The sequence below is a fragment of the Stenotrophomonas sp. Ker107b genome, assembly GCF_053847245.1.
Genome location: NZ_JBSPHX010000001.1, coordinates 1,484,907 through 1,507,984 on the forward strand (window position 1 = coordinate 1,484,907; position 23,078 = coordinate 1,507,984).

Sequence of the window (23,078 nt, forward strand, 5' to 3'; positions counted from 1 at the left end):
GCATCCATTTGGGAGTTTGGTCATGAAGATCCAGTTTGCAGGCCTTGTACTGATCGGCTGTCTTGCTGCCACCGCATCCCCGCTCGTCTTCGCGCAGGCGCCCGCCCCCATGACGGGCGCGCAGCACAGCAACCCGATGGTGGGCGGCGCAGCGATGTATGCCAACAAGGACATCATCGACAACGCCGTCAATTCCAAGGACCACACCACCCTGGTGGCTGCGGTCAAAGCAGCCGGCCTGGTCGATACGCTCAAAGGCGCCGGCCCGTTCACCGTGTTCGCACCGACCAATGCAGCGTTCTCCGCACTCCCCAAGGGCACGGTGGAAGGCTTGCTGAAGCCTGAGAAAAAAGCGGACCTGACCAAGATCCTGACCTATCACGTGGTGCCGGGCGCGGTCACCAGCACCGACCTGATGGCCAAGATCAAGCAGGGCGGTGGCAAAGCCAGCCTCACCACCGTCGAAGGTGAAGCGCTGACGGCCCGCGTGGTCGGCAACGGCATCACTCTGACCGACAGCAAGGGCCAGGTGGCCAACGTCACCATTGCCGATGTGAAGCAGAGCAATGGCGTGATCCACGTGATCAACAAGGTGCTGATGCCGTAACCGGATACGGCGGCCGCAGCATGCCTGCGGCCGCCCCGGGTGGGAGGAGGAGATGACCTGGCGCCGATGGCGCCGTCTTCGTGTGGGGTGCAGTACCCTTGGCGGCGCAGACGTACTGCGCCTCAGCAAGGAGTGCACCATGCCCGTTTCACGTCCTCGCATCGCCCTGTCGCGCGCGCGCTTGTCACAGGCATCACCGCGCGCCCGGTTGGCCGTGGCGCTGGTCGCGATGCTCGCGCTGCCGGGTGCCACCACGGCTGCCCCGGTCTCGCCTGCCTCATCACCCCTCTCGGCAGAAGCCTCCGATCCGAAGCTGCTTGGCTGGATGCAGGGCGCGCCTCCGCCGGAAGACAAGCGCATCCGCTACACCGACGACGACTATTTCAGCTTTCCCAAGCTGCGCTGGACAGCCTGCCACTTCCGTCAGCTGATGCCCACCGTGGGCGTCAGCCGTGGGGCCGGCGCTGCCCGTGCGCTGCCGCGTCGACTGGACGCCGCGATCGATGCGCTCTCGTTCACCCCGACCGGCAGCAGCACCGGCATGACCTGGGCGCAGTCGCTGTCCGCCAACTACACCGATGGCATCGTCGTACTGCATGACGGCGTAGTGGTATACGAGCGTTACAGCGGCTGCCTGGACGAACAGGGCCAGCACGGTGCGATGTCCGTCACCAAATCGATCACCGGTCTGCTCGGCGAGATGCTGGTCGCGGAGGGCGTCATCGATGAAACCCAGCGTGTCGGCGCGATCATTCCCGAATTGAAGGACAGCGCCTTCGGTGATGCCACGGTCAAGCAGGTGTTGGAGATGACCACCGCGCTGCGCTACAGCGAAGACTACGCCGACCCCAATGCCGAGGTCTGGGCGTACGCCGCCGCCGGCAGCACCCTGCCCCCGCCCGCCGGCTACACGGGCCCCCGCAGTTACTATGACTACCTGAAAACCGTGCAGAAACAGGGTCGCCACGGCGAGGCGTTCGGCTACAAGACGATCAACACCGACGCCCTCGGCTGGATCATCGCCCGCCGCACCGGTCAATCGGTGGCGCAGTTGCTGCAATCGCGGATCTGGCAACGCATCGGCGCCGAGCAGGACGCCTATTACACCGTCGATTCCACAGGCACACCGTTCGCGGGCGGAGGCTTCAATGCCGGCCTGCGCGATCTGGCCCGGGTGGGCCAGCTCCTGCTCGACGAGGGCAAGGTGGACGGCCAGACCGTGGTCCCCGCCGCGGCGATCGACCGGATCCGCGCCGGTGGCAACACGCAGGCCTTCGCCAAGGCCGGCTATCCACAACTATCGGGCTGGAGCTATCGCGGCATGTGGTGGATCTCGCACAACGACCACGGTGCCTACATGGCGCGTGGCGTGCATGGCCAGGCGCTGTACATCGATCCCACCGCACGGGTAGTGATCGCGCGGTTCGGCTCGCACCCGGTGGCCGGCAACAGCGCGAATGACCCGACCACGCTGCCGGCGTTCGATGCCGTGGCTCGATATCTGATGGAGCGCGACCGGGGGCAGTGATCGCCCACGATGACTGGACCTCAGCGGCAGGCATCGTGCACCAGGTCATCCATCTTCCGGCTCAGCGCCAGGCTGGGCCGGTCGCCTGCCTTGCGGTAGGTCGTCTCGCGTTGGCGTCGCGCGGCAGCACACCGGGCCGGATCGGCATGCACGGAGATGGCCGCGCCCCGGATGGCGGGCGTCGGCCGAACGCTGCGCTGTTGTGAACGCCGTTGGCGCGGCTGCGCGGTTCCAGCACGCGGCTTGGCGTTGAGCTCCTTGCGCAGCGATTCGATATACAGCTCATTGGCCCACGTGTCTGACGCCGGCGGCATCTCGCGGATGCGTTCGGTGCGCCCCGCGCAGGGCGTGGACTGGTAGTGGCGCGCCCCATCCACGACACAGGTATGAACCTGCCGCGGCGGCAGGGCTACCGCTGTGGCACTCATGATCAAGGTCAAGCACCAGGCAGGCATCGCATTGCTCCCTCCAAAGGCGCCCAGCCTGCCCAGGCGTGACGCCGCGCGCCGTGACCGATCGCACGCAAGTCGTGCGATGCGCAGGATCCCGACACGGAATCACTGCCACGCCCTACGCCGCTGTTACGGCGTCGCGCCTACGTGCAGTTCCAGCACCTCATCGCCCAGCGCATCGATCTCGCCGGTCGGCCGCCAGCCCAGGTAGCGGTAGAACCCATGCGAGCGTACCGCCGGATCGGCCGCGCACCCCAGAATCAGACGCGAATGCCCGGCCTGCACCAGATCGGCGATGGATAGATCCAGCAACCGCCGACCGATGCCCTGCCCTTCATACGCCGGGAGCAATGCGAGCACCACGATCTCGCCGCCCTCGCGATCGCCGAAGCAGTAGCCGACCATACCCTCACCCTCCAGCGCGATATGTCCCGGCAGTGCGCCGTCACGGATACCGGCGGCCCAGCTGTCTTCGGTGATGCCAAGCTCGGCAAGGTCGGCCGCGGAAAAGGCATTCTCGCGGGTGCGGCCACGCAGATCGATGCAGGCAGCGGCATCGTCGGGTAGCGCGCGGCGGTAGTGGATGTGATTTACCATGGCGCATGGACTGCAGTAAGTTTCAGGCGGTGAGCATACGCGACGCCCCGAGCGTGCGCAGCCCACTCGCCAGCGATATGACCTCGGCGGCGGAGTTCTGGCGCGATCCTCGCCTGCCGTGGGTTGAGTCACGCCGCGCGTGCAACAGCCGGGCCTGCTACCGCCCGCACAGTCACCCCACCTGGTCGATCGGCGCCGTGGATGCGGGCGAGAGCATCTTCAGCGGCGCACCGGGCGGACAGCACCGCCTTCAACCGGGCACGTTGGTCATCGTGCCGGCGCACCGTGTACATGCCTGCAATCCAGCGCCCGACACCGCTTGGAGCTATCAGATGCTGCATCTGGATGCAGCCTGGGTGCAGGCAGTCAGTGCAGACAGGCAGCCGCCCGACGCAGACGCTGCAACGGCGGCGCTGATCCGCATCGACCGCAGCGCGGCGCGCTATCGGATGTTCTGCCACATCAATGCCCTGCTGTTCTCCAGTGCCGATCCAGGGGAAAAGGAAGCAGCGGTCGTCGCTTTCATCGACGAACTCGACGTCGCTGCCGGGCTACCGATCCCGGCCCGCCACGCAAGCCCGCAACAGCACCGGCGACTGCAGCCGGCATTGGCCCTGCTGGACGCCGCGCCGATGTCGAGCGTGTCGCTGGACGATCTGGCCAGCTGCACCGGTATGGACCGCTACGCGGTGATCCGTGCGTTCCGCACTGTCACTGGCCTTACCCCACATGCCTGGCAACTCAACCGGCGGATCAATGTCGCCCGGGAGCGGCTGGGGCAAGGGCAACCACTGGCCGAGGTCGCACATGCGCTTGGCTTTGCAGACCAAAGCCATTTCCAACGCCTGTTCAAGGCCCACGCCGGCATCACCCCAGGCCGCTATCGCCGCTGAGCGCCGCTGAGCGCCGCGCAATATCGTGCAATACGTCATCACGCAACATCGGCACAGTCATGCGCCCCGTTGACGCCCGCCCCCATGGAACAGTTTCTGCTCGTCGCTGCCGTGCATTTTCTGGCGTTGCTGTCGCCGGGGCCGGACTTTTTCCTGATCACCCGCACTGCCATCCATCAGGGCTGGCGCATTGCCAGCGGCGCGTGCCTCGGCGTGGCGCTCGCCAATGGTGCCTACATCGCGCTGGCATTCTCCGGGGTGGCGGGGCTGCAGCCCGACAGCGTGCTGTTCCAGGTGATCCAGGTGGCCGGATGCGTCTTCCTGCTGTATGTCGGCGTGCTGTTCCTGCGCCATGCGGGGGCAGCGACGCTGCGCGCTCCAGCAGGGCAGCCGGCCGTGTCCTCCCGCCCGGCACCAGGATCCGCGTGGTTCCGTGCCTTCGGGCTGGGTGCAATCTCCGCCCTGCTCAACCCCAAGAATGCCCTGTTCTACGCCAGCCTCGCGGCCATGTTGAGCGGGCCGGACAACAGCGCCGGAACACGGTGGTTCTACGGGGTGTGGATGTTCGCGGTGGTGCTCGGCTGGGATCTGCTGATGGCGGGTCTGGTCGGGCGGGCCGCCGCGATGGAACGATTCAATGCTGCGCTGCCGTGGATCGAACGCCTGTCAGGTGTGCTGCTGATCATCCTCGCGCTGGCGGTACTGGGCAGGATGGTGATCTGAGCAGCTGCGGTGCCTGCGCCGCAAACGCAGCGGGCCCGGCATTGCCGGGCCCGCGAAGCGATTACAGAAAGCGGTAGTCGAACTCCAGCCACAGCTGGCGACCGTAGGGGTCGTAGTTGCCGACCGGATAGAATGGCCAGCCACCGCCGTTCTTGTCCGCCGGTGGGCGGCTGTCGCGCAGGTTGTTGACGATCAGGCCGAGCGTGGCGTTGTCATTGAGCTTGCGGTACAGGCTCGCGTTGTAAGTCATGTACGGGGCGATGCGGCCGCTGCCGTCGCTCTTGGGCAACGAGCCGTAGCGCATGCCGTACAGGGTGGCGGTCCAGTCGTTGATCGCCCAGGTGACGCTGCCGTTGACCTTGCTGCGCCACTGGTAGGAATCCAGCGAATTGCGCTGGTCCTGCACGTCATCGCCAGCGAACTGGCGGTAGCTGTGATCGATCACCAGCGAGTACGCCACACGTGCCGAGAATCGACCGTAACGGCCCGCATCCCAGCGCATCGTCGACTTCAGGTCGATACCCCGCACGGTTTCGGAGGCGGCGTTGATCGGGTTGATCAGCACGCGTACCACCTGGTTGGGCTGCACGGTTGCATCGGCCGGGTTGCGGATCACCCGGCGCAGCGCGTCCTGGCACTGCGCCGAGCCGATATCGCGTGCGTCACCGCCGACGGTCTGGCCGAGGCGGCAGTCGGCTTCGTCCTTCAGGATGCGGGTCGCATCCAGGTTGGTGACCTCATCATCGATGCGGATGTCGTAGTAGTCCGCCGTGAAGTCCAGGTTGGCCGAGGGCGACCACACGAAACCCAGGCCATATGATGTGGCGGTTTCCGGCTGCAGCTGCGGGTTGGCGCCGCTGGTGTAGTCGATCGCCAATCCGCTGAAATCGCAGTCGTCATAGGCTTGGCCCGCACTGCGGCACCGCCAGTAGTCGGTCATGCCGGGGTTGTAGCCACGCGTTTCGGTCGCGAACACGTAGTTCATGTCCGGCGCACGGAAGCTGGTCGCCGCACTGGCGCGCAGCAGCAGCGTATCGAACGGACGGAACTCCAGGCCGGTGCTCCAGGTCGCCTTGCCCAGGTGATCACCGGCGGCGCGGTACTGGTCGTAGCGTCCAGCCACGGTGGCGGTCAGGCGCTCCAGCAACGGCAGCTGCAGCTCCACGCCGGCCGCATAGCGATCACGTTCGCCACCGGCGGGAATGCCGGCATTGAGGTTCCAGAACACGCCCTGTGCCAACGCCGGGTCCGGGCGGTTGCGGTAGCCCTGGCTGCCCGCTTCGACGACGGCTGCCAGCGCGGCACGGCCACCGGGCAGATCGAACAGCTGGCCGTTGACGCTGACGCTGGCCGTCTGCAGCCACGCGGCGTTGCGGCTCTCGTAGCGGCCCGACAGGCCTTCATACTCGCCCGGGGTCAGCGGCTGATACAGACGTGACGGATCCGGTGCATACACCTCCACGCCGTTGCGGGTGCCCAGCTGCGGGCCGAGCAGGTACGTATTGATGTCGACCAGCAGGCCCGGGCGCTGCGTCTTGTTTTCATAGCGCGAGCGGCTGTAGGCCGCTTCGTAATCCCAGTCCGAACCGCCGATGCTGCCACGCGCGCCCACGTTGAACGACCAGGACTGCTCCAGGAACCGGTTGGCATTGCGCTGTACGCCGCCCATTTCTTCCGGTGCGAAACGCCGGTACCAGCTTTCCAGCTGACCGCTGTTCTGGTTGTAGAAGTAATTGCGCGAGGAGGTCCAGCTCGGCGCACGGGTGTTGTTGTAGATGCGTGCGGTGCCGATGGCGGCATCGGCGAACAGTTCCTGGCGTTCGTTCAAGCGCCAGGTCACCGCGCTGTACGCATCGATGTTGCGCTTCTCGGTCTGCACGGTCCAGAACGTGGGCGCGGCCTCATTGCTGCCGCAGTACCAGCCCTGGCGCGGATTCTGCGCGCGGAACACGCTGCCACCGTACAGGGTGCTGGAGGCATCACAGCCGTCGGTACCGGGATCGATGTAATCATTGGTGGAGGCGTTGCGGCGATACGCCACCGCCGTCGCCAGCGGCGCCACGCCCCGCGGATCATCTCTCAACGAGTCCATGAAATCGCGCTGCGAGCCATAGATCGCCTTGCGGTTGGCGATCTCCAGGCCGAAGATCGCGTCCCACTGCTCGCCCGAGCTGCCGCCGACCGCCTGCAGGCGCTGATTGTCGCCGCCGCCCTGTTCGGTGGTGCCGGCGCGCACATTGATGCCGACGCCGTCATAGGTCTTCTTGAGGATGATGTTGACCACGCCGGCGATCGCATCGGAGCCATACACCGCCGAGGCACCGCCAGCCAGCACTTCGATCCGATCGATCAGCGCGCTTGGAATATTGGCCAGGTTGACCACATTGACCGAGCCTTCGTAGGCCAGCGGGTAATCCGACTGGCGGCGACCGTTGACCAGCACCAGGGTGCGGTTGGGGCCGAGGCCACGCAGATTGATGGTGTTGGCGGCCGGGGTGAATGTATTCCCGAAATCCTCGCCCTGCACGTTGCCGGTGTTCTCGGTCAGCGCGCTGAGCGCTTCGAAGGCGCTGCGGTAGCCCTGGGCCTCGATCTGTTCCTGGGTGATCACGGTGACCGGGGATGGGCCTTCCACGCTGGCGCGGGGGATGCGCGAGCCGGTGACCGTGACCGCATCCAGCTGCGTGGGCGGATCGGCGGCGTGAACCAGTGAACTGGCGCCAAGCAGGGGCAACAACGACACAACCAAGACCCGCCGACGCAGCGGGCGATACAGCACAGACATGCAGATTTCCGGTCAATAAGAACGCGCCAGCGCAGGCAGGCCCGCGCCGGATCGTGGTGGAGAGAGGGTCGGGATTCTGCTGAACAGGTGGGAAAGGAGGAAATGACCGACCGGGATATGCTTATCGGGATTTCGCCTAAGCCCTGCCCTGCAAGGACTCCGCATGCGCTTCATCCAGACCTTCCAGCTGTATCCCTTCCTGGACACCGTGGTCAGCCTGGCGGCCGCCTTCGTGCTGGGCACGCTGATCGGCGCCGAGCGGCAGTACCGCCAGCGCACCGCCGGGCTGCGCACCAATGTGCTGGTGGCGGTCGGCGCGGCGGCCTTCGTGGATCTGGGCATGCGCATCGCCGGCAGTGTCGAGGCGGTGCGGGTGATTTCCTACGTGGTGTCCGGGGTCGGCTTCCTGGGCGCAGGCGTGATCATGAAGGAAGGCATGAACGTGCGCGGCCTCAACACCGCCGCGACGCTGTGGTGTTCGGCGGCGGTCGGGGCGTGCACCGGTGCGGACATGCTGGCCGAGGGCGCGCTGCTGACGGTGTTGATCATCGCCGGCAACACCCTGCTGCGGCCCTTGGTCAACGCCATCAACCGCATCCCGATCAATGAGGCCGCCTCCGAGGCCACCTACGAGGTGCGCCTGAGCGTGGACCCTGCCGCTACTCCTCTCGCACGCGAACGCCTGGTCGACGCGCTGGAGGCCGCCCAGTATCCCGTCAGCGATGTACAGGTGATCGAACACGGCGACGGCCCGGTCGAGCTGGTGGCGATACTGGTCAGCACGGCGGTCAGTGCCGACGAGCTCGACGCGGTGGTCGCTCGGCTGCAGCGTCAGCCAGGGGTGGTGCACGCCAACTGGGAAGTCAGCACCCGCGACTGATCGCGGCGCTTCCCGAACAACGAAAAACGACGGCCCTGCGGCCGCCGTTTTTTTTACTGCGTGCGTGCCGGGATTCAGGCCTCGGCAGGCACCTGGCTCTGGCGGTTCACCAGCGCGCTGAAGCGCGCCAGCGAGCTCAGATGATGATGAACCAGCGCCAGCCAGCCGCTGCGGTGCCAGGCCACGACGGTCTCGTCCGGCAACGCGGCGAACTTTTCAACATCCACCACCTGGAAACCGTTGACCGACATCTTCCGGCCATCGGCCAGGGTGACATCGATGTTGCGGTCGATGAGCAGATCGTTCTCGATCAGCGCGGCCGAGAAGCGGCGGGTATGCTCGTGCTCGCGGGTGTAATCGCTGCAGAAACGCATCGCGTTGTCGACCAGTTCGGTCGCCTTGCCATCCTGGAACAGCGGCAGGCCTTCTTCGCTGTCGCCTTGGTTGACCTGCTTGGCGGCCGCATCCACGGCGAGGACGTAGTTGTCCGGCTCACCGGCCTGCATGAACACGAACGGATAGCGGCGCACGTACGCCGGCACGTAGCTCTGTTCATCCCATACGCCATCGGCGACAAACAGATTGCGCTGGGACAGACCCACGGCCACCAGCGGCATCGCGTCCTGGCCGGTGAAGATGATCGGGTAGTGCTGCGCCAGCGAGCCGAACTCGCCGATCACGGCCGGGATCGCGTTGGTGTCAGCCGCGAAGTTCGCCGTTTCCGGCAGCAGGCGCCAAGTGGCGTGCTCGTCCGAACGCAGCGGCACAGCCTGTTGGTAAAACAGCGGACCGGTGGCCTGGGACGGCGCAGCGGTGGGCGGAGTCGTGGTTTCAGCAGTCATGGAATAAGTCGAATACGACGCGCCAGTGAGCCCGGGCGCGAAAGCGGGAATCGCATTGAAAGGCCACTATAACGTGCCAGGCCTCAGAGCACGCCATCCAGCGGGCCTGTCGCACCGGTCAGGGCAGCGCAGGCGTGGTCCTGAAGCTCCTCACCGCTGGCCTTGTTGCCGGTATCAAGATCCAGGCGGGTTGCCAGAAGAAGGAAACCTGGCGCACCCGCCGCGTCGGTCTGCCCGGCCACCACCAGCGACCAGTTGCCGATATCGGCGGGGTCTTGCAAGTGGTTGGCAAGCAAGCGGACCGGATTGGCCGTCAGCTCGGCACCCGGCAGGTGGCGGGCCAGATACACATGCCCACGCAAGGGCTCGGGCAACGCCTGCCAGCTGCTGCCGATGGCAGGCTGCAGGCGGCGCAATTGCGTCAGGACATCGGCCCGCAGGCAGTCCACGTGGATGTGCAACTGGTGCTGGGAGCGTCCGTGGGGTGAGTTCAGGGCCAGGCTGGCCACGTCACGGGGTAACGGCCGGCCCAGCGCCTGCTCGGTGTGGCTGCGGGCGGCCCAGGCAGCGGCGAAATAATTGGGTGCACCGGCCCGCAGCAGCGCCGGGCTCTCGATGCCCGACACCCGATCCAGCGGCAGCAGCAGGAACTGATAGTGGCCGTGCGAATCCTTCAGCAGGACGTCGCGTCGCCGTGCCTCGGCGGCGACGGCCAGGCAGCTGCCACGGGGGGCTGCCTCGCCCGCGCAGTCGCGCTGGATGATGCCCCACAGGGCGTCCGGGTTGGGCTGGGGTTTTGCTGGCGGCAACACCGGCGTGGCGCAGGCGGTCAACAGCAGCAGCGCGCAGGACAGGGACACTCGGGCGATCACGGACAGGCTCGTACAGGGATGCAGGCCCGGCCGGGCACTGCCGGCGGGCGGGCGCAATTGTACCGTGCCGCTTCTGTCGTTTCCGTGTCAGTACGTGCTGTACGGCACCTCGACCACCACCGGAGCGGCCGGCGCCGGCGGCTGCAGGGTGTAGCGATCCAGTGCGCCGTTGTCATCGGCGAACCGCTGCGACTGGGTCTGCAGGCGGTAGCTGGTCGCACCGAGCTTGATGCTGCCGCCCTCTTCCAGCGCGGCACCGGCCGGCAGCAGCAGCCCGCCCAGATCGCTGTAGGCGCCCCCGGCATCGGAGAAAACGTGGTCCAGCAAGGCGTCTTCGCGCTTCATCGCGAACACATGGCGGTCGCCATGACGCTGGTTGAAGTCCTCGTTGCCGAGCAGATCCGCAATCCAGACGCCCGGCAGGCGGTAGCGGGTTTCCAGCCCGATCGCATCGAGCCGTTCGCTGTCCACGACCAGGCAGCACACCGCCTGCTTGTTCTCGCGGTCCAGGAGCGCAAAGCGGGTGCCCTTGGCCACGTCGCGCGGCAGGATCGCGAACGGCAGATCCTCCAGCACGGGCGCTGCGCCATTGGCCGAATGCAGATTGCGCCACCCTCCAAACACCGGCGCCTCCGGCTCGGCGGCCATCACGCTGCCTGCCAAGGCCATTCCCACCGTCACGATCAAGGCGGCCGTGATCTTCCTGCTCTGCATGCTCTGTTTCCGTTGGTTGACCTGTCGCGGCGATACCGCCGGACCTCACAAGACCGCGACACTATGCGCCAGCGACAGGCCGACGGGCAATCGGTGCCGCTCAGCCGATCACGATGTAGTCACTGACCAGACTGATGCCCTGGTGGTCCCCGCGTTCAAGCTGCACGTGGCGGCCGCCGACCTGATCGATGGCGATGCAGTCATCGACTTCCAGCAGGGCATCGGTATGCGGCTTGAACCAGCTGGCATCGCGCAGCGCCTTGGCCTTGCGCTTGGCCTCTTCAATACTGGTGGCGACCAGCAGCCGGTAGTCATGCGCCTCGCCCAGCGCGCCGGCGGCATACCCACCGAGATTGAGAAAATACAACCGCGGTCCGTCGACAGCCGTAGCCACATCGGCGAAGCGAACCCGGTACTCTTCCACCCCATCCACGGCGAGCCAGCCATCGACATGCAGCCCTTTGCGCTCGCCGAACCAGTCCTGGCGCAGCTGCGGGTAGGCCTCCTCGATCACATCGACGTTGGCGAAAGCCACATCGTGGACCTCGATCCGGGCCCGGGCGTGCCGCCCGCCAAGCATGAACACGTGCAGCACCTGCGACTCCCGGCATGACCGATGTTGAGCGGGTATCCAGTGTAACGCCAGGCCGGCGGCGTTCTGGCCCGCGCGCGCGATACTCGCTGCGTCGAACCGTCGCGGGGTGGCCACCACACGCCCATGCGCACCGCGGTGGTATGGTCGGCGCCTGACCCCGCAGGAGCGACCCGATGGCATCCCTTTCCCGTTATCCCCTCGCCGCGATCATGCTCGCAGGCACCCTGTCACTGACCGCCTGCGTCAGCACGCCGGGGCCGGAAATCAAGGGGCCGGGCCTGTGCAAGGCCGACGCGCTGGACTGGGCCGTGGGCCAGAAGGCCGACGAAGCGAACATGCGCAAGCTGCTGGTGCAGAGCGGGGCCGGCCTGATCAATCCGATCGGCCCGGCCACGATCACCACCCGTGACCTGCGCCAGGACCGCCTGCGGGTGTTCATCGACAAGGACAACGTCATCACCGCCGTCCGCTGCGAATGATTCTTCCGCGGTAGCCACCCCATGGGTGGCTGGACCGTCAGATCGCAGGGTTTCCGTGCAGCCACCCATGTTGTGGCTCTGCCGGTGGTTGGCGCCGTTGGGTGGCGTCCACCAGCGAATCGGCACCGATATCGGCGATGGTCTTCGCGCCGGTAAGCGTCATCGCCACGCGCATTTCCTTGGCAATAAGATCCAGCAGATTGGCCACGCCAGCCTCGCCCTGCGCAGCGAGCGCATACACGAACGCACGCCCCAGCAGCACGCTGTCCGCGCCGAGGGCAATCATGCGCACCACATCCAGGCCGTTGCGGATGCCGGAGTCGGCCAGGATCTTCAGCTCGCCCTTCACCGCGTCGGCAATGGCCGGCAGCGCCCGCGCGGTGGACAGCACACCGTCGAGCTGGCGCCCGCCGTGGTTGGAGACCACAATGCCATCGGCACCAAAGCGCACGGCATCACGCGCATCGTCCGGATCGAGGATGCCCTTGATCACCATCGGGCCAGTCCAGAACTCGCGGATCCACTCCAGGTCCTTCCACGAAATGGACGGATCGAAGTTGGTGCCCAGCCAGCCGATGTAATCGGCCAAGCCGGTCGGGCTGCCACGGTAGGTGGAGATGTTGCCCAGGTCATGCGGGCGGCCGAACAGACCGACGTCCCACGCCCAGCGCGGGTGGGTGACCGCCTGCAGCATGCGCCGCGCCGGCGCGTTCGGGCCACTCATGCCCGAATGCGCATCGCGGTAACGTGCGCCCGGCGTCGGCATATCCACAGTGAACACCAGCGTGGTCACGCCCGCCGCCTTGGCCCGCTCCAGCGCATTGCGCATGAAGCCGCGGTCCTTGAGCACATACAGCTGGAACCACATCGGCCGGTCGATGGCCGGGGCTACTTCCTCGATCGGGCAGACCGAGACGGTGGACAGCGTGAACGGGATCCCCCGGCTTGCCGCTGCCCTGGCCGCCTGCACCTCACCACGGCGCGCATACATCCCGGTCAGGCCGACCGGCGCCAGTGCCACCGGCATCGCCAGACGTTCGCCGAACAGCTCGGTTTCCAAGCTCAGATCGGACATGTTGCGCAGGACGCGCTGGCGCAGCGCGATGTCCGACAGGTCCGTGACGTTGCGCTTCAGCGTGTCCTCGGCGTACGCGCCGCCATCGATGTAATGGAACAGGAACGACGGCAGGCGGCGTTGTGCTGCTGCGCGATAATCGGTGGAGGCGGAAATGATCATGGCTCATCTGCGCTGGAACGGCCCCCAGTGAACCGCAGATCGCAGGGCATGCCAACCAGACCATTGGTCGAACGCCTTTCCCGCCGCCCTGCGGACGATCAGCCGCAGTCGCTGGACCGCCCCTTCAGTTCCACCAGGTTGCCGTCGGGATCACGCAGGCGCAGCGACAGCCCATCGCCTTCCGCACCGTAGTTGCGCTCGGCCGGCCCTTCCAGCGTGAGCTGCTGCCCCTCCAGATGCGCGCGCACGTGTGCCTCATCGAAGGGCTCAACGCGCAGGCACAGGTGATCGACATTGCGTCCTTCGCGCCCCGGCGCCGCACCGCCCTTGGCGCCCAGGGGGCCGTTCACACTGACCAGATCGATCATCGATTCGCCGGCATGCAGATGCACCATGCCCAGCGACGGGCGCTCGCGGGCCACGGTGCAGCCGAGGATGTCGCGATAGAAGTGTACGGCCCGCGGCAGATCCTGCACGCGGAGCACCACATGGTCGATGCGCTGAATGTTGAACGGTCGTTCGCTGCTCATGAGGACTCCAGTTTCTTGGCGATACGGCTGAATACGACCAGCACGATCAGGCACAGCACACTCACACCCGTGGCGATCACGTACTCGCCGATGCCAACCGCGATGCCGATGGCGGCGGCCATGATCAACGAGCTGGCAGTGGTCAGTCCGCTGACCTGGTCATCGCGCGAGCCCCGCAGGATCGTACCGGCCGCGACGAAGCCGACGCAGGCCACCACCGCTTCGATCAGACGGACAGGATCGACCTGCAGCAGGTCGCGGTAGCGCTCTTCCTGGAAGTGTTCTGCGATGCTGTCACCGAGTCCAACGATCAATGCCGCCGCACCGGCAATCAGCATGTGTGTCCGCAGGCCAGCCGCGTGCTTGCCCATCTCGCGCTCGATGCCCAGGGTGCCACCCAACAGCATCGCCACGGCTATGCGCAGCAGGATCGATAGATCTTGTTCCAGTCCCATCTGCGTCTCTCATCCGGCAATGGACGGAGCGTCGCAGACAGGGGCGTCTGAGCACCGTGAAGCCAGCGGCAGGCCCGGGTGAGCCTGCCGCTGCAAGGCTTACTGCGCCAGATAACCACCATCGATGGCGTAGTAGGTGCCGGTCGCGAAGCTGGCATCGGCACTGGCCAGCCATGCCACCAGGGCCGCAACCTCGTCCGGGGTACCGAGGCGCCCAAGCGCATGCTTGCTCTCCAGCGCCTGCTTCACCTTCGGGTCCATCTTGTCCAGCAGCGGCGTGGCGATGAAACCGGGGCCCACGGCATTGATGCGGATCTTGTCTGCGGCATGTTCCCACGCGGCCGTCTGGGTCAGCCCGACCACACCGTGCTTGGCAGCGGCGTAGGCGGAGGAGTTGCCGAACCCCACCTGGCCCAGGATCGAGGCCATATTGATGATGCTGCCGCCCTTGCCCGCGCTGCGCATCGCCTGGATCTGCGCCCGCTGGCATAGGAACACGCTGTTGAGATTGACGTCGATGACGTTCTTCCAGCCCTCCACCGGGTAGTCGCCGCTGGCCGCCGACGGCCCGCCGATACCCGCGTTGTTCACCGCGATATCCAGCCCGCCGAGTTCCTCGACGGTCTGCTTCACCGCCGCTTCAACAGCGTGCTCATCGGTGACGTTCAAGGCGATGCCGATCGACTTCACACCTTTCTTGCGCAGCGCCTCGGCGGTCTTCTCGACGGCGTCGGCCTTGAGGTCCCACACCGCCACCGCCGCACCGGAATCGGCCAGCAGTTCAGCCACGGCCAGGCCAATGCCGGAGACGCCGCCGGTGACGATGGCGACCTTTCCCTTGAGTTGATAATCAATCATCGCGTTGTTCCTCGGGTTGGAATAAGGCTGCGGGCAGTGCCTGCCCATGCCTCGACCATACGCCGCGAAAACGTTACAGAACGTGCACAGCAGGCTCCGCAACAATCCTTCCCATCGCTGCAACGCACCTGGGCCTATGCTCGGGGTCGTACGCCTACATACCTGATTCCTCCGCCGATGGCGGCACCCCTCCCCCAAGGTAAACCCATGACAGACTCCAGTGACGGCCAGTTGTTCTCCCCCACCCGTCTGGGGGCCATCGACGTCGCCAACCGCGTCGCGATGGCACCGCTGACGCGCAACCGCGCGATCCACGACCGCATCCCCAATCCGCTCGCCATCCAGTACTACGAACAGCGCGCCAGCGCCGGCCTGATCATTGCCGAGGCCACCCAGATCAGCCCGATGGGCCAGGGTTATCTCGACACACCCGGCATCTACAGCCAAGCCCAGATCGACGCCTGGAAGAAGGTCACCGATGCGGTGCATGCACGCGGCGGCAAGATCGTGCTGCAGTTGTGGCATGTCGGCCGCATCTCACACACCAGCCTGCTGCCCGAGGGCGAGGTCCCGGTAGCACCGAGTGCCTTGCGTGCCAACACCAAAACGTTCACGGCCAAGGGCTTTGAAGAGGTCTCCGAACCACGTGCCCTGCGCCTGGACGAGATTCCCGGCCTGATCCAGGACTTCCGCCAGGCCGCGCGCAACGCGATCACCGCCGGTTTTGACGGCGTGGAAGTGCATGCCGCCAACGGTTACCTGATCGACCAGTTCCTGCGCGATGGCAGCAACCAGCGCACCGACGGCTACGGTGGCAGCATCGAGAACCGCACCCGCCTGCTCGATGAAGTGGTCCGCGCGATCGTCTCGGAAATCGGCGCCGAACGCACCGGTGTGCGCCTGTCGCCGGTGACACCGGCCAACGACGCGGAGGATTCCAACCCGCAGCCGTTGTTCGAACGCGCCGTGGAGCGCCTGGATGCCATCGGCCCGCTCGCCTTCATCCATGTGATCGAAGGGGCGACCGGTGGCCCACGCGACAACATCGCCTTCGACTACGCCGCCCTGCGCGCCAAGTTCACCGGTGCCTGGATCGCCAACAACGGCTATGACCAGGCACGCGCGGAAGCCGCCGTGGCGTCGGGCTATGCCGACATGATCGCGTTCGGTCGCCCCTTCATCGCCAACCCGGATCTGGTCGAGCGCTTCCGTCTCGGCGTGGCGCTGTCCGACCTGGACCAGGACACGCTGTACGGCGGCGGTGCGCACGGCTATACCGACTACCCCAGCGTTTCAGGCTGATCCGCGCGCGGTTACCGGTCGCGCATCGCATCGGTCACATCGCCGCCGGCAAGCACCGGCAGCAGCGCCCGGGGCAGCTTGCAGGGGCGCGTGGGCAGACTGTCCACGCGCCACCCGCGCCCGAGCAGGACGCCCTTCCCCTTCGAGGGCGGGCCATTGCCGGATGCCGGACAGCTGATGTCACTGAGCAGCACCTGTCCGTCGCGATCCAGCCATTGCTGGACGAAGTATTCGCCATCGGCAAAGCGCATCGTGCCGAGATTCACCAGCGTCAGCGGCTGGCTTTCCACATCCCCTTGCCAGGTGGACTGCAGTTCCACACCACTGAACAGCAGGCGTCGCCGCAGCAGCACCTGATGGCTGGCGTCCAGCAGGACCAGCTCTTCATCGCCCCCGTCCAGATAGCGGCGCGTCCAGGTGCGGTCCGTGCCCCAGGGCAGGATATCGAAGCTCTCCGGCGGCGCCGGTTCGCTGCCATCGGCCAGCATCATGCCCAGTTTCCCGTCCCGGCGGAACACCACCCGGCCACCGTCCATGCGCACCACACCTTCGAACGGACGACCCACGATGCGGCCACGCTCGAGGTTGTACAGGTGGTTGACGCCGGCGGCCTCCCCCCGGAGCACCAGCAACGGCGGGGTGACGTGGCGTTCGTCGATGGCCATGTCGGCAGGCACCGTGTAGGCCGTGCGTCCATCCCACCACAGGCGCGGTGAGGATTCGCCGCCGAACCTTCCAAGCAATCCAGTGCCGACGGCGTCGAACCGGGTCACGTCTGAAGGCGCGAACACGACCTCGCCATTGCAGTCCAGCACCGCTGCGGTCTCGGTCTCGGTGGGATGCCGCACGCGCCACGGCGGTGCCTGCCGTTGTTCGGCATCGGGCTCGTCGAGCCCCGCTGCCAGCGCGGCCGGGGCGGCGGTGGGCGGGTTGGCGCCCTCGTTGTCCAGCACCTGCCAGCGGCCACCGCAGTAATCCAGGCGGACGTTGCCACGCTGTGCGGCAAAGTGTCCGTCGGCCATCAGCCAGCCGGGCTCGGGCGTGTCGTCGGCGCTGCCGGTGGCATGCCGGTTGACCTGCTCGGGCCAGTCGCGCCGGCCCGCAGTGCCGCCATACTGGCGATAACGGGGATACAGACCATCCTGCTGGTAGCGCGCACTGTCCGTCGCCCTGCCCTGTGCATCCACCCGCCGCCACAGCTCGCCTTGGCGCAGCCACCAGCCACCGTCGGTAACGGGCAGCAGCGCGTCGATGTCATCGGAAAACAACGTCGTACCGGATTCATCCCGCACGTCGCAGTGCTCAGGCACCTGGACACTGCACGCGACATACACGTGGCGGCCGACGAAGGGCCCAGCCACCCACTGGACCTGCTGCTCGTCCAGTTCCATGACCGCGCGCCCGTGCAGGTCATGGAAGCGCAGCGGACCACTGCGGGCGTTCCACAGCACGCGATCGGGTACCGCCAACGGCACCCATTCGCCATCCTTCAGCGCTGGAAAGCGAACCTGACCCAGCGCATCCACCACGCCCCGGCCACCGACCGCCTCACCATCGGCCTGGATGAACGCCTCCCACAACGGATCACCGGGTGCGGCCTGCGGCAGCACGAACCGTTCGTGGTACTCGGTATAACCGCGGTCCTCACGCAGCAGTCGTCCTGCATCGTCGTACCACTGCTGCGGCGTGGTGGGGCCCTGCGCACGCATCCAGCGGTCGGCGGACAGCCGATGCATGCGCGCGCCATTGGGCGGCACCAGCAGGCGGCCATCGAGGGACACCAGCGCCTCGGCGCCGAAACTGTTGCCCAGTGCGGTGAACGACTGCGCCTGCGCGCCGCCTGCCAGCCAGACCAGCGCGCCTACCACGAACATCCTTTTCATCGGTCGCATCAGACAAAGTGGAGCTGCACGCTAGCGCCTGTGCCTTGACGATGCAATGCAGTCGGCAACATTCGTGCGCGCGATACTCCGGCGCTCAGTACACAGGCAATGAAATGAAACTGGCCTGCTGCGGCGCGTGCCAGATCTGCTGCGTCGCCTTCTGGTAATCGCCCGGTTTGGCCAGGTAGATGTTCGGCACGAACGTCTGCGGATTGCGGTCATACAGCGGGAACAGGCTCGACTGCACCTGCACCATGACCCGATGACCCGGTTGGAACACATGGTTCGCCGTTGGTAGACCGAACGTGTAGTCCAGCACCTGGTTGCTCGCGATCGCCTTCGGGTCGCTGAAGCTCTCGCGGTACCGGCCACGGAAGATCGCCATCGAGACTGACAGCTCGTAGCCGCCCATCTCCGGCGTCGACGGCGTCTGGTCGGGATACACATCGATCAGCTTCACCACCCAGTCGCTGTCGCTGCCACTCGTGGCGGCCTGCAGATTCACCTGCGGCGCACCGCCGATCCGCAACGGGGCGGTCAACGGTTCGCTGACGAAGGTCAGCACGTCCGGCCGGCCATCCACGAAGCGCTGATCCTTCACCAACCAGCTCGTCCACATATCGCGGTCGGCGAACCGCACCGGGCGCGGCACGAACGGCACCGGCTTGGCCGGATCGGACACATACGCCTCGAAGGTCGCTTCACCGGCCTGCGGTGCCTCGAAGGACAGCTTGCCGCCCGCGCGCAGATACAGGGGCTTGGGCTGCGCCACGCTGCGCGGCCATTGCTGCAGCTTGTCCCACTGGTTTTCACCGGTGTTGTAGATCAGCACCGGCGGCGTCTGCGCCTTGGGCGCGCCATCCACCAGGTACTGATCGAAGAACGGCTTGAGCACATCGCGGCGGAACTGCAGCGCGGTATCGCCGTCGAACTTCAGGGCGCCCAGGCTACTGCCGTCGTAGTTGACCTGGCTGTGCCGCCACGGCCCCATCACCAGATAGTTCAGCGTGTTGCCGGTGTCGCGCGGCTCCATCGCCGCATAGCTGTGCACCGCACCCCACATGTCTTCCTGGTCCCACAGGCCCTGCAGCCACATCGTGGGCACCTTCAGCTCGGTCTTGGCCATGCGCGCGTCCAGCGCCTGCTCCTGCCAGAACGCGTCGTAGCTGGGGTGTTCGATCAGCTTGTGCCACCACGGCAACTGATCCAGACCATTGGCCTTGGCGTAGTCCCCGGCCGAGCCGGCGCGCAGGAAGGTCGTGTAGTCGTCGTAGCCCACGCTGGGAATGGACGGCCCCTTGCCGCGCTTGGCCAACTGCCCGGTGAAGTAGCCGAAATTGACCTGCCGGAACGCACCGTAGTTGAGCCAGTCATCGCCCATCCAGCCATCGATCATCGGGCTCTGCGGCGCAGCCACCTTCAGTGCCGGGTGCGGGTTGGTCAGCGCCATCACCACGGTGAAGCCTTCATAGGACGAACCCAGCATGCCGACCTTCCCATTGCTTTCGGGTACATGCTTGACCAGCCAATCGATGGTGTCCCACGCGTCGGTTGCGTGGTCCACCTTCGTGGTGTTGAGCGGCCCGCGCAGCGGCCGGGTCATCACGTAATCGCCCTGGGAGCCGTACTTGCCGCGGATGTCCTGGAACACCCGGATGTACCCGCCATCGACGAACACCTCGTCGCCCTGCGGCAGGATGTCGCGCATGTTCGGCGAATCCATGCGTTTGGCGCGGTTGGCGGCATCGTACGGCGTGCGGGTCAGCAGGATCGGCGCGTGCCTGGCGCCCTTGGGCACCACGATCACCGTGTAGAGTTTCGTTCCGTCACGCATCGGCACCATCACCACGCGCTTGTCGTAGTTGTCCTGCGCCGTGGGCGTCACGAAGCCCTTGGCGGGAATGTCCGGGGTCATCGGCGAGGTCTGCGCCGACACACTGGCCGCAACCATCAGACTCAACAGCGCAACTGGCAATACACACACACGCATGGGGCTCTCCCGGCAGTGATGGCAACTCCCGCAGCCTAGCGCCGCGGGCGCTGCCCCGGTAGATGCCGATCGGCCTGTTCCGTGGCCATTTCGCGCATTCAGCTGCCAACCACCGTTTCGTGCAAAGCCTGCCAGCGCAGCGTGCCGTCCGGGCGGCTCACGAGAACCGCCAAGGCCTCACGTCGATGGCCGGTGCCCTCCGCGCCGACCTGATCCTCACGATAGCGCACCGCGCAGGCGGCGGGCGCGAGTGGCAGGTACTGCATTGCATCGACCGTAATTCTCAGCCCGGGCCGGCTGCCACGGGCGGAGGCGAAGAGGTCGGCGAGCGCGGGCTTGTCCAGGCGGATGCCACGGATCCCGACCATGCTGAAGTCCTCGCTGAAACGGGCCAGCAGTGTGTCCAGCGCAGCCACCGGCGAGCGGCCGGTGAACCAGTCTTCGATCAGCACATGCAGGTCATGGATCTCGTTGAAGGCAAGCGTGTCATTCATGGGGAGGCTCTCAAAGCAAGGGAAGACGCCGGCAGGCGCCATAGCAGAAGCATCGGCAGCAGGCTCATGCCCGCCGCCAGCATCAGGGTGAGCGGGAACGCGTGCGCTGGCAGCACGGAGGACAGCACCGCCAGCACACAGGCCAACAGCGCGGCGGCCAGACAGAAGCTGAGTTGGCGGTTGAGATTCCACAGCGCACTGCCCGGCAGCAGCTCCGCGTCCGCCAGTGTCTGGAACGCGAGCGTCTGTGCGCTGCTGCTGCACAGGCTCCCGCCCAGCCCCATCAGCGCGAAGGCCAGTACCGGCAACCACGGCTGACTGGCCGGTAGGCCGATCAACAACGCGATGCCGACCGCCTGGCATCCCATGCCGGCACTCAACAGCGGGCGCGCCCCGATGCGTGGCAGCCAGTGCCGTGTGGTGGCGATGGCGCAGGCCGAGGCGATCGCCCACGGCAGCATGAAACCCCCGATCGCTGCGGCCCCGTAGCCCTGCCGATGCAGCAGCAGCGTCGCCACCAGTTGCGTGCCGATGAAGGTGCCCGGCACAAGTAGATAGACCAGCATCGCCAGCCGCAGCGAGGCATGTCGCAGCAGCGACCAGTGCAGGACCGGATGATCTGTAAGGCGCGCACTGCGGGCATACAACGCCAGCACCACGGTGGCGACCACGAGCAGGCCCGCGCCGAGCATCCGCTGCCCCGGCTCTGCCAACAGGCTCAGCGCAACCAGCAACACGCTCAGGCCCAGTGAGCCCAACAGCAGCCCGCGACGGTCCAGCGCCGGTACGGCCACCGGCGCACCCGGGCGCACCCACGCGGCCGCCAGCGCCAAGGCCACCATGGCCAGCGGCACACTGACCAGCAACACGCCGCGCCATGAGCCCCACTCCACCAGCAGGCCGCCCAGCGTCGGTGACAGCGCCGGCACCAGCAGTGCCACCGCCATGATGCGGGCGGTCAGACGCGCGCGGTCGGCCGGCGGGCATTCGCGGTAGGCCATCGCCTGCCCCACCGGAATCAACAATCCGCCACCCAGCCCCTGCAGCAGGCGCCAGCCGATCAGCCACTCGATGCTCGGCGCGGTGCCTGCCAGCACAGCGCCCGCGCTGAACAGCGCCAGCGACAGGCACAGCACCCTGCGCTCGCCAAGCCGCGCGGCCAGCCAGCTGCCCAGTGGAATCACCAGGGTCAGGCCGAGCATGTAGGCGTTGCCGATCCACGCCAGCTGCGGCACGGAGGCCTGCAGGTCGGCGGCGATGGCCGGATACGCGACGGTACCGATGAACATGTTCACCAGGTCCAGCGAGAATCCCAGCAGGTACAGTGTTTCCACCCTGGCCCGGTATGTCATGCGGTGCTCCGATTGCGAGGCGGCAGCATGCGCGTTGGCGGCGGCTGGATATACGGGCAACCGGATGCAAGACTGTCAAACCTTTTTTGACAGTCAGAGCGCCGCCATGGTCAGCCTGGACCGCTTCGAGACCTTCAAGGCGATTGTCGATGCCGGCAGCCTGACCGCGGCCGCGCAGCGCCTCGGCCAGAGCCGCGCGGTGGTGAGTTTCAATCTCAAGCGACTGGAGCAGGAACTCGGCGTGACCCTGCTGGTGCGCAATACCCGCAGCCTGGCACTGACCGAGGCCGGCGAACGCTTTTACCAGCACTGCACTGCCCTGTTGGCGACTGCCGAGCTGGCGATCGAGGAGGCACGCAGCGAACTGCTGCAGCTGCGTGGCACGCTGCGGCTGACCACCACGCCGGAGTATGCGATCGCCCGGGTCGTGCCCGTGCTGGAATCCTTCCGCGCCCTGCATCCCGAGCTGCGCCTGCACCTGTCCACCTCACCGGCGCCGGCGGACCTGATTCCCGAGCGGTTCGATCTGGCGATCCGGTTGGGGCGGCTGCAGGACTCGCAGCTGCGCGCGACTCTGCTGGACGAACACGCGCTGTGCGCGGTCGCCGCGCCGTCGTTGTTGTCCACGCTGCCGGATGATGCCGCGCGCGATGACCCGGACTGGGTCCGTACGCTGCCGCGATTGGGGTATCCGCGCCTGGCGGATCTGCCGCTGGTGGCGCCCGATGGCAGCGACCAGCTGTTTGCCTGCAACCCCGCCCATGCGGTGGTTACGGTCGATAACGCCTCCACCCTGCGTGCATTCGCGCTGGCCGGGGCCGGCGCGACGGTATTGCCGCAGTGGTTGATCGATGACGATCTGGCGCAGGGCCGGCTGCTGCCGATCCTGCGCCGTCATCGTTTCCCGCGCCAGGGCGTCTATGCGGTGTTTCCCAACACTGCACAGCCCTCGCGCCGGGTCCGGCTGCTGCTGGCGCACCTGCGCGAGCACCTGCCGGGGTGACCGGAGG

At 66.6% G+C, this 23,078-nt stretch carries 23 protein-coding genes; 8 read left to right on the forward strand and 15 right to left on the reverse strand.

Features of this window, described 5'->3' with window-relative positions:
* Positions 1-22 precede the first annotated feature (22 nt).
* Positions 23-607, forward strand: a complete 585-nt coding sequence (locus tag ACWV8V_RS06770; RefSeq protein ID WP_429000520.1) for a fasciclin domain-containing protein — start codon at positions 23-25, stop codon at positions 605-607.
* 139 nt (positions 608-746) lie between these two features.
* Positions 747-2,135, forward strand: a complete 1,389-nt coding sequence (locus ACWV8V_RS06775; RefSeq protein ID WP_259259853.1) for a serine hydrolase domain-containing protein — start codon at positions 747-749, stop codon at positions 2,133-2,135.
* A gap of 20 nt (positions 2,136-2,155) precedes the next feature.
* On the opposite strand, the gene ACWV8V_RS06780 is transcribed toward ACWV8V_RS06775, so the two are convergent.
* Positions 2,156-2,569 carry a hypothetical protein gene (locus tag ACWV8V_RS06780; RefSeq protein WP_259259852.1) on the reverse strand — a complete coding sequence of 138 codons (414 nt, stop codon included), beginning with the start codon at positions 2,567-2,569 and terminating at the stop codon, positions 2,156-2,158.
* Positions 2,570-2,716: 147 nt separating this feature from the next.
* Positions 2,717-3,184 carry a GNAT family N-acetyltransferase gene (locus tag ACWV8V_RS06785; RefSeq protein ID WP_259259851.1) on the reverse strand — a complete coding sequence of 156 codons (468 nt, stop codon included), beginning with the start codon at positions 3,182-3,184 and terminating at the stop codon, positions 2,717-2,719.
* Positions 3,185-3,261: 77 nt separating this feature from the next.
* On the opposite strand from ACWV8V_RS06785, the gene ACWV8V_RS06790 reads away from it, so the two are divergent.
* Complete coding sequence (locus ACWV8V_RS06790) at positions 3,262-4,077, forward strand: AraC family transcriptional regulator (protein WP_455899620.1); 816 nt, start codon at positions 3,262-3,264, stop codon at positions 4,075-4,077.
* Positions 4,078-4,161: 84 nt separating this feature from the next.
* On the forward strand, positions 4,162-4,800 hold the full coding sequence (locus ACWV8V_RS06795) for a LysE family translocator (RefSeq protein WP_259259849.1): 639 nt from the start codon (positions 4,162-4,164) through the stop codon (positions 4,798-4,800).
* A gap of 61 nt (positions 4,801-4,861) precedes the next feature.
* Here ACWV8V_RS06795 and ACWV8V_RS06800 read toward each other — a convergent pair whose 3' ends face one another.
* On the reverse strand, positions 4,862-7,585 hold the full coding sequence (locus ACWV8V_RS06800) for a TonB-dependent receptor plug domain-containing protein (RefSeq protein ID WP_455899301.1): 2,724 nt from the start codon (positions 7,583-7,585) through the stop codon (positions 4,862-4,864).
* Between the two features lie 163 nt (positions 7,586-7,748).
* Here ACWV8V_RS06800 and ACWV8V_RS06805 point away from each other — a divergent pair, with 163 nt between their 5' ends.
* Entirely contained in the window at positions 7,749-8,465 is a 717-nt protein-coding gene (locus tag ACWV8V_RS06805) for an MgtC/SapB family protein (protein ID WP_259259845.1), read from the forward strand.
* Positions 8,466-8,539: 74 nt separating this feature from the next.
* On the opposite strand, the gene ACWV8V_RS06810 is transcribed toward ACWV8V_RS06805, so the two are convergent.
* The 4 genes from ACWV8V_RS06810 to ACWV8V_RS06825 form a co-directional block, all read right to left on the reverse strand.
* Entirely contained in the window at positions 8,540-9,307 is a 768-nt protein-coding gene (locus tag ACWV8V_RS06810; RefSeq protein WP_259259844.1) for a SapC family protein, read from the reverse strand.
* Positions 9,308-9,390: 83 nt separating this feature from the next.
* Complete coding sequence (locus tag ACWV8V_RS06815) at positions 9,391-10,167, reverse strand: CDP-diacylglycerol diphosphatase (protein WP_455899302.1); 777 nt, start codon at positions 10,165-10,167, stop codon at positions 9,391-9,393.
* 99 nt (positions 10,168-10,266) lie between these two features.
* Entirely contained in the window at positions 10,267-10,893 is a 627-nt protein-coding gene (locus tag ACWV8V_RS06820; protein WP_455899303.1) for a decarboxylase, read from the reverse strand.
* A gap of 100 nt (positions 10,894-10,993) precedes the next feature.
* Positions 10,994-11,488 (reverse strand): DUF1543 domain-containing protein, encoded by a 495-nt coding sequence (locus tag ACWV8V_RS06825; protein ID WP_259259840.1) that lies wholly within the window; start codon positions 11,486-11,488, stop codon positions 10,994-10,996.
* Between the two features lie 173 nt (positions 11,489-11,661).
* Here ACWV8V_RS06825 and ACWV8V_RS06830 point away from each other — a divergent pair, with 173 nt between their 5' ends.
* Positions 11,662-11,967, forward strand: a complete 306-nt coding sequence (locus ACWV8V_RS06830) for a hypothetical protein (protein ID WP_259259837.1) — start codon at positions 11,662-11,664, stop codon at positions 11,965-11,967.
* A gap of 37 nt (positions 11,968-12,004) precedes the next feature.
* On the opposite strand, the gene lldD is transcribed toward ACWV8V_RS06830, so the two are convergent.
* From lldD to ACWV8V_RS06850, 4 genes are all read right to left on the reverse strand, one after another.
* Positions 12,005-13,204 (reverse strand): FMN-dependent L-lactate dehydrogenase LldD, encoded by a 1,200-nt coding sequence (gene lldD, locus ACWV8V_RS06835; RefSeq protein ID WP_259259836.1) that lies wholly within the window; start codon positions 13,202-13,204, stop codon positions 12,005-12,007.
* Between the two features lie 98 nt (positions 13,205-13,302).
* Positions 13,303-13,734: a VOC family protein gene (locus tag ACWV8V_RS06840; protein WP_259259833.1), complete on the reverse strand. Its 432-nt coding sequence runs from the start codon at positions 13,732-13,734 to the stop codon at positions 13,303-13,305.
* Positions 13,731-14,189 (reverse strand): MgtC/SapB family protein, encoded by a 459-nt coding sequence (locus ACWV8V_RS06845; RefSeq protein ID WP_259259831.1) that lies wholly within the window; start codon positions 14,187-14,189, stop codon positions 13,731-13,733. Before ACWV8V_RS06845 ends, ACWV8V_RS06840 begins: the two co-directional genes overlap by 4 nt.
* Positions 14,190-14,288: 99 nt before the next feature.
* A complete protein-coding gene (locus tag ACWV8V_RS06850; protein WP_259259830.1) occupies positions 14,289-15,047 on the reverse strand; it encodes an SDR family NAD(P)-dependent oxidoreductase in 759 nt (252 codons plus the stop codon).
* A gap of 207 nt (positions 15,048-15,254) precedes the next feature.
* Between ACWV8V_RS06850 and ACWV8V_RS06855 the strand changes: the two genes are divergently transcribed.
* Complete coding sequence (locus ACWV8V_RS06855; RefSeq protein ID WP_259259828.1) at positions 15,255-16,349, forward strand: alkene reductase; 1,095 nt, start codon at positions 15,255-15,257, stop codon at positions 16,347-16,349.
* Between the two features lie 11 nt (positions 16,350-16,360).
* On the opposite strand, the gene ACWV8V_RS06860 is transcribed toward ACWV8V_RS06855, so the two are convergent.
* From ACWV8V_RS06860 to ACWV8V_RS06875, 4 genes are all read right to left on the reverse strand, one after another.
* Complete coding sequence (locus ACWV8V_RS06860) at positions 16,361-18,232, reverse strand: hypothetical protein (protein ID WP_259259826.1); 1,872 nt, start codon at positions 18,230-18,232, stop codon at positions 16,361-16,363.
* Positions 18,233-18,326: 94 nt separating this feature from the next.
* Complete coding sequence (locus tag ACWV8V_RS06865) at positions 18,327-20,222, reverse strand: CocE/NonD family hydrolase (protein ID WP_259259825.1); 1,896 nt, start codon at positions 20,220-20,222, stop codon at positions 18,327-18,329.
* A 98-nt stretch (positions 20,223-20,320) separates the two neighbouring features.
* Complete coding sequence (locus tag ACWV8V_RS06870; protein WP_259259823.1) at positions 20,321-20,716, reverse strand: hypothetical protein; 396 nt, start codon at positions 20,714-20,716, stop codon at positions 20,321-20,323.
* A complete protein-coding gene (locus ACWV8V_RS06875; protein WP_259259821.1) occupies positions 20,713-22,068 on the reverse strand; it encodes an MFS transporter in 1,356 nt (451 codons plus the stop codon). The genes ACWV8V_RS06870 and ACWV8V_RS06875 overlap by 4 nt, the downstream gene beginning before the upstream one ends.
* Before the next feature lie 106 nt (positions 22,069-22,174).
* On the opposite strand from ACWV8V_RS06875, the gene ACWV8V_RS06880 reads away from it, so the two are divergent.
* A complete protein-coding gene (locus ACWV8V_RS06880; protein ID WP_455899304.1) occupies positions 22,175-23,071 on the forward strand; it encodes a LysR family transcriptional regulator in 897 nt (298 codons plus the stop codon).
* Positions 23,072-23,078 lie beyond the last annotated feature (7 nt).

Coding starts and splice junctions, on each gene's coding strand:
- ACWV8V_RS06855 (WP_259259828.1), top strand. CDS start 15,255: ATGACAGACTCCAGTGACGGCCAGTTGTTCTCCCCCACCCGTCTGGGG.
- ACWV8V_RS06880 (WP_455899304.1), top strand. CDS start 22,175: ATGGTCAGCCTGGACCGCTTCGAGACCTTCAAGGCGATTGTCGATGCC.
- ACWV8V_RS06860 (WP_259259826.1), bottom strand. CDS start 18,232: ATGAAAAGGATGTTCGTGGTAGGCGCGCTGGTCTGGCTGGCAGGCGGC.
- ACWV8V_RS06785 (WP_259259851.1), bottom strand. CDS start 3,184: ATGGTAAATCACATCCACTACCGCCGCGCGCTACCCGACGATGCCGCT.
- ACWV8V_RS06775 (WP_259259853.1), top strand. CDS start 747: ATGCCCGTTTCACGTCCTCGCATCGCCCTGTCGCGCGCGCGCTTGTCA.
- ACWV8V_RS06805 (WP_259259845.1), top strand. CDS start 7,749: ATGCGCTTCATCCAGACCTTCCAGCTGTATCCCTTCCTGGACACCGTG.
- ACWV8V_RS06770 (WP_429000520.1), top strand. CDS start 23: ATGAAGATCCAGTTTGCAGGCCTTGTACTGATCGGCTGTCTTGCTGCC.
- ACWV8V_RS06845 (WP_259259831.1), bottom strand. CDS start 14,189: ATGGGACTGGAACAAGATCTATCGATCCTGCTGCGCATAGCCGTGGCG.
- ACWV8V_RS06830 (WP_259259837.1), top strand. CDS start 11,662: ATGGCATCCCTTTCCCGTTATCCCCTCGCCGCGATCATGCTCGCAGGC.
- lldD (WP_259259836.1), bottom strand. CDS start 13,204: ATGATCATTTCCGCCTCCACCGATTATCGCGCAGCAGCACAACGCCGC.
- ACWV8V_RS06800 (WP_455899301.1), bottom strand. CDS start 7,585: ATGTCTGTGCTGTATCGCCCGCTGCGTCGGCGGGTCTTGGTTGTGTCG.
- ACWV8V_RS06865 (WP_259259825.1), bottom strand. CDS start 20,222: ATGCGTGTGTGTGTATTGCCAGTTGCGCTGTTGAGTCTGATGGTTGCG.
- ACWV8V_RS06790 (WP_455899620.1), top strand. CDS start 3,262: ATGACCTCGGCGGCGGAGTTCTGGCGCGATCCTCGCCTGCCGTGGGTT.
- ACWV8V_RS06875 (WP_259259821.1), bottom strand. CDS start 22,068: ATGACATACCGGGCCAGGGTGGAAACACTGTACCTGCTGGGATTCTCG.
- ACWV8V_RS06810 (WP_259259844.1), bottom strand. CDS start 9,307: ATGACTGCTGAAACCACGACTCCGCCCACCGCTGCGCCGTCCCAGGCC.
- ACWV8V_RS06820 (WP_455899303.1), bottom strand. CDS start 10,893: ATGCAGAGCAGGAAGATCACGGCCGCCTTGATCGTGACGGTGGGAATG.
- ACWV8V_RS06850 (WP_259259830.1), bottom strand. CDS start 15,047: ATGATTGATTATCAACTCAAGGGAAAGGTCGCCATCGTCACCGGCGGC.
- ACWV8V_RS06795 (WP_259259849.1), top strand. CDS start 4,162: ATGGAACAGTTTCTGCTCGTCGCTGCCGTGCATTTTCTGGCGTTGCTG.
- ACWV8V_RS06840 (WP_259259833.1), bottom strand. CDS start 13,734: ATGAGCAGCGAACGACCGTTCAACATTCAGCGCATCGACCATGTGGTG.
- ACWV8V_RS06870 (WP_259259823.1), bottom strand. CDS start 20,716: ATGAATGACACGCTTGCCTTCAACGAGATCCATGACCTGCATGTGCTG.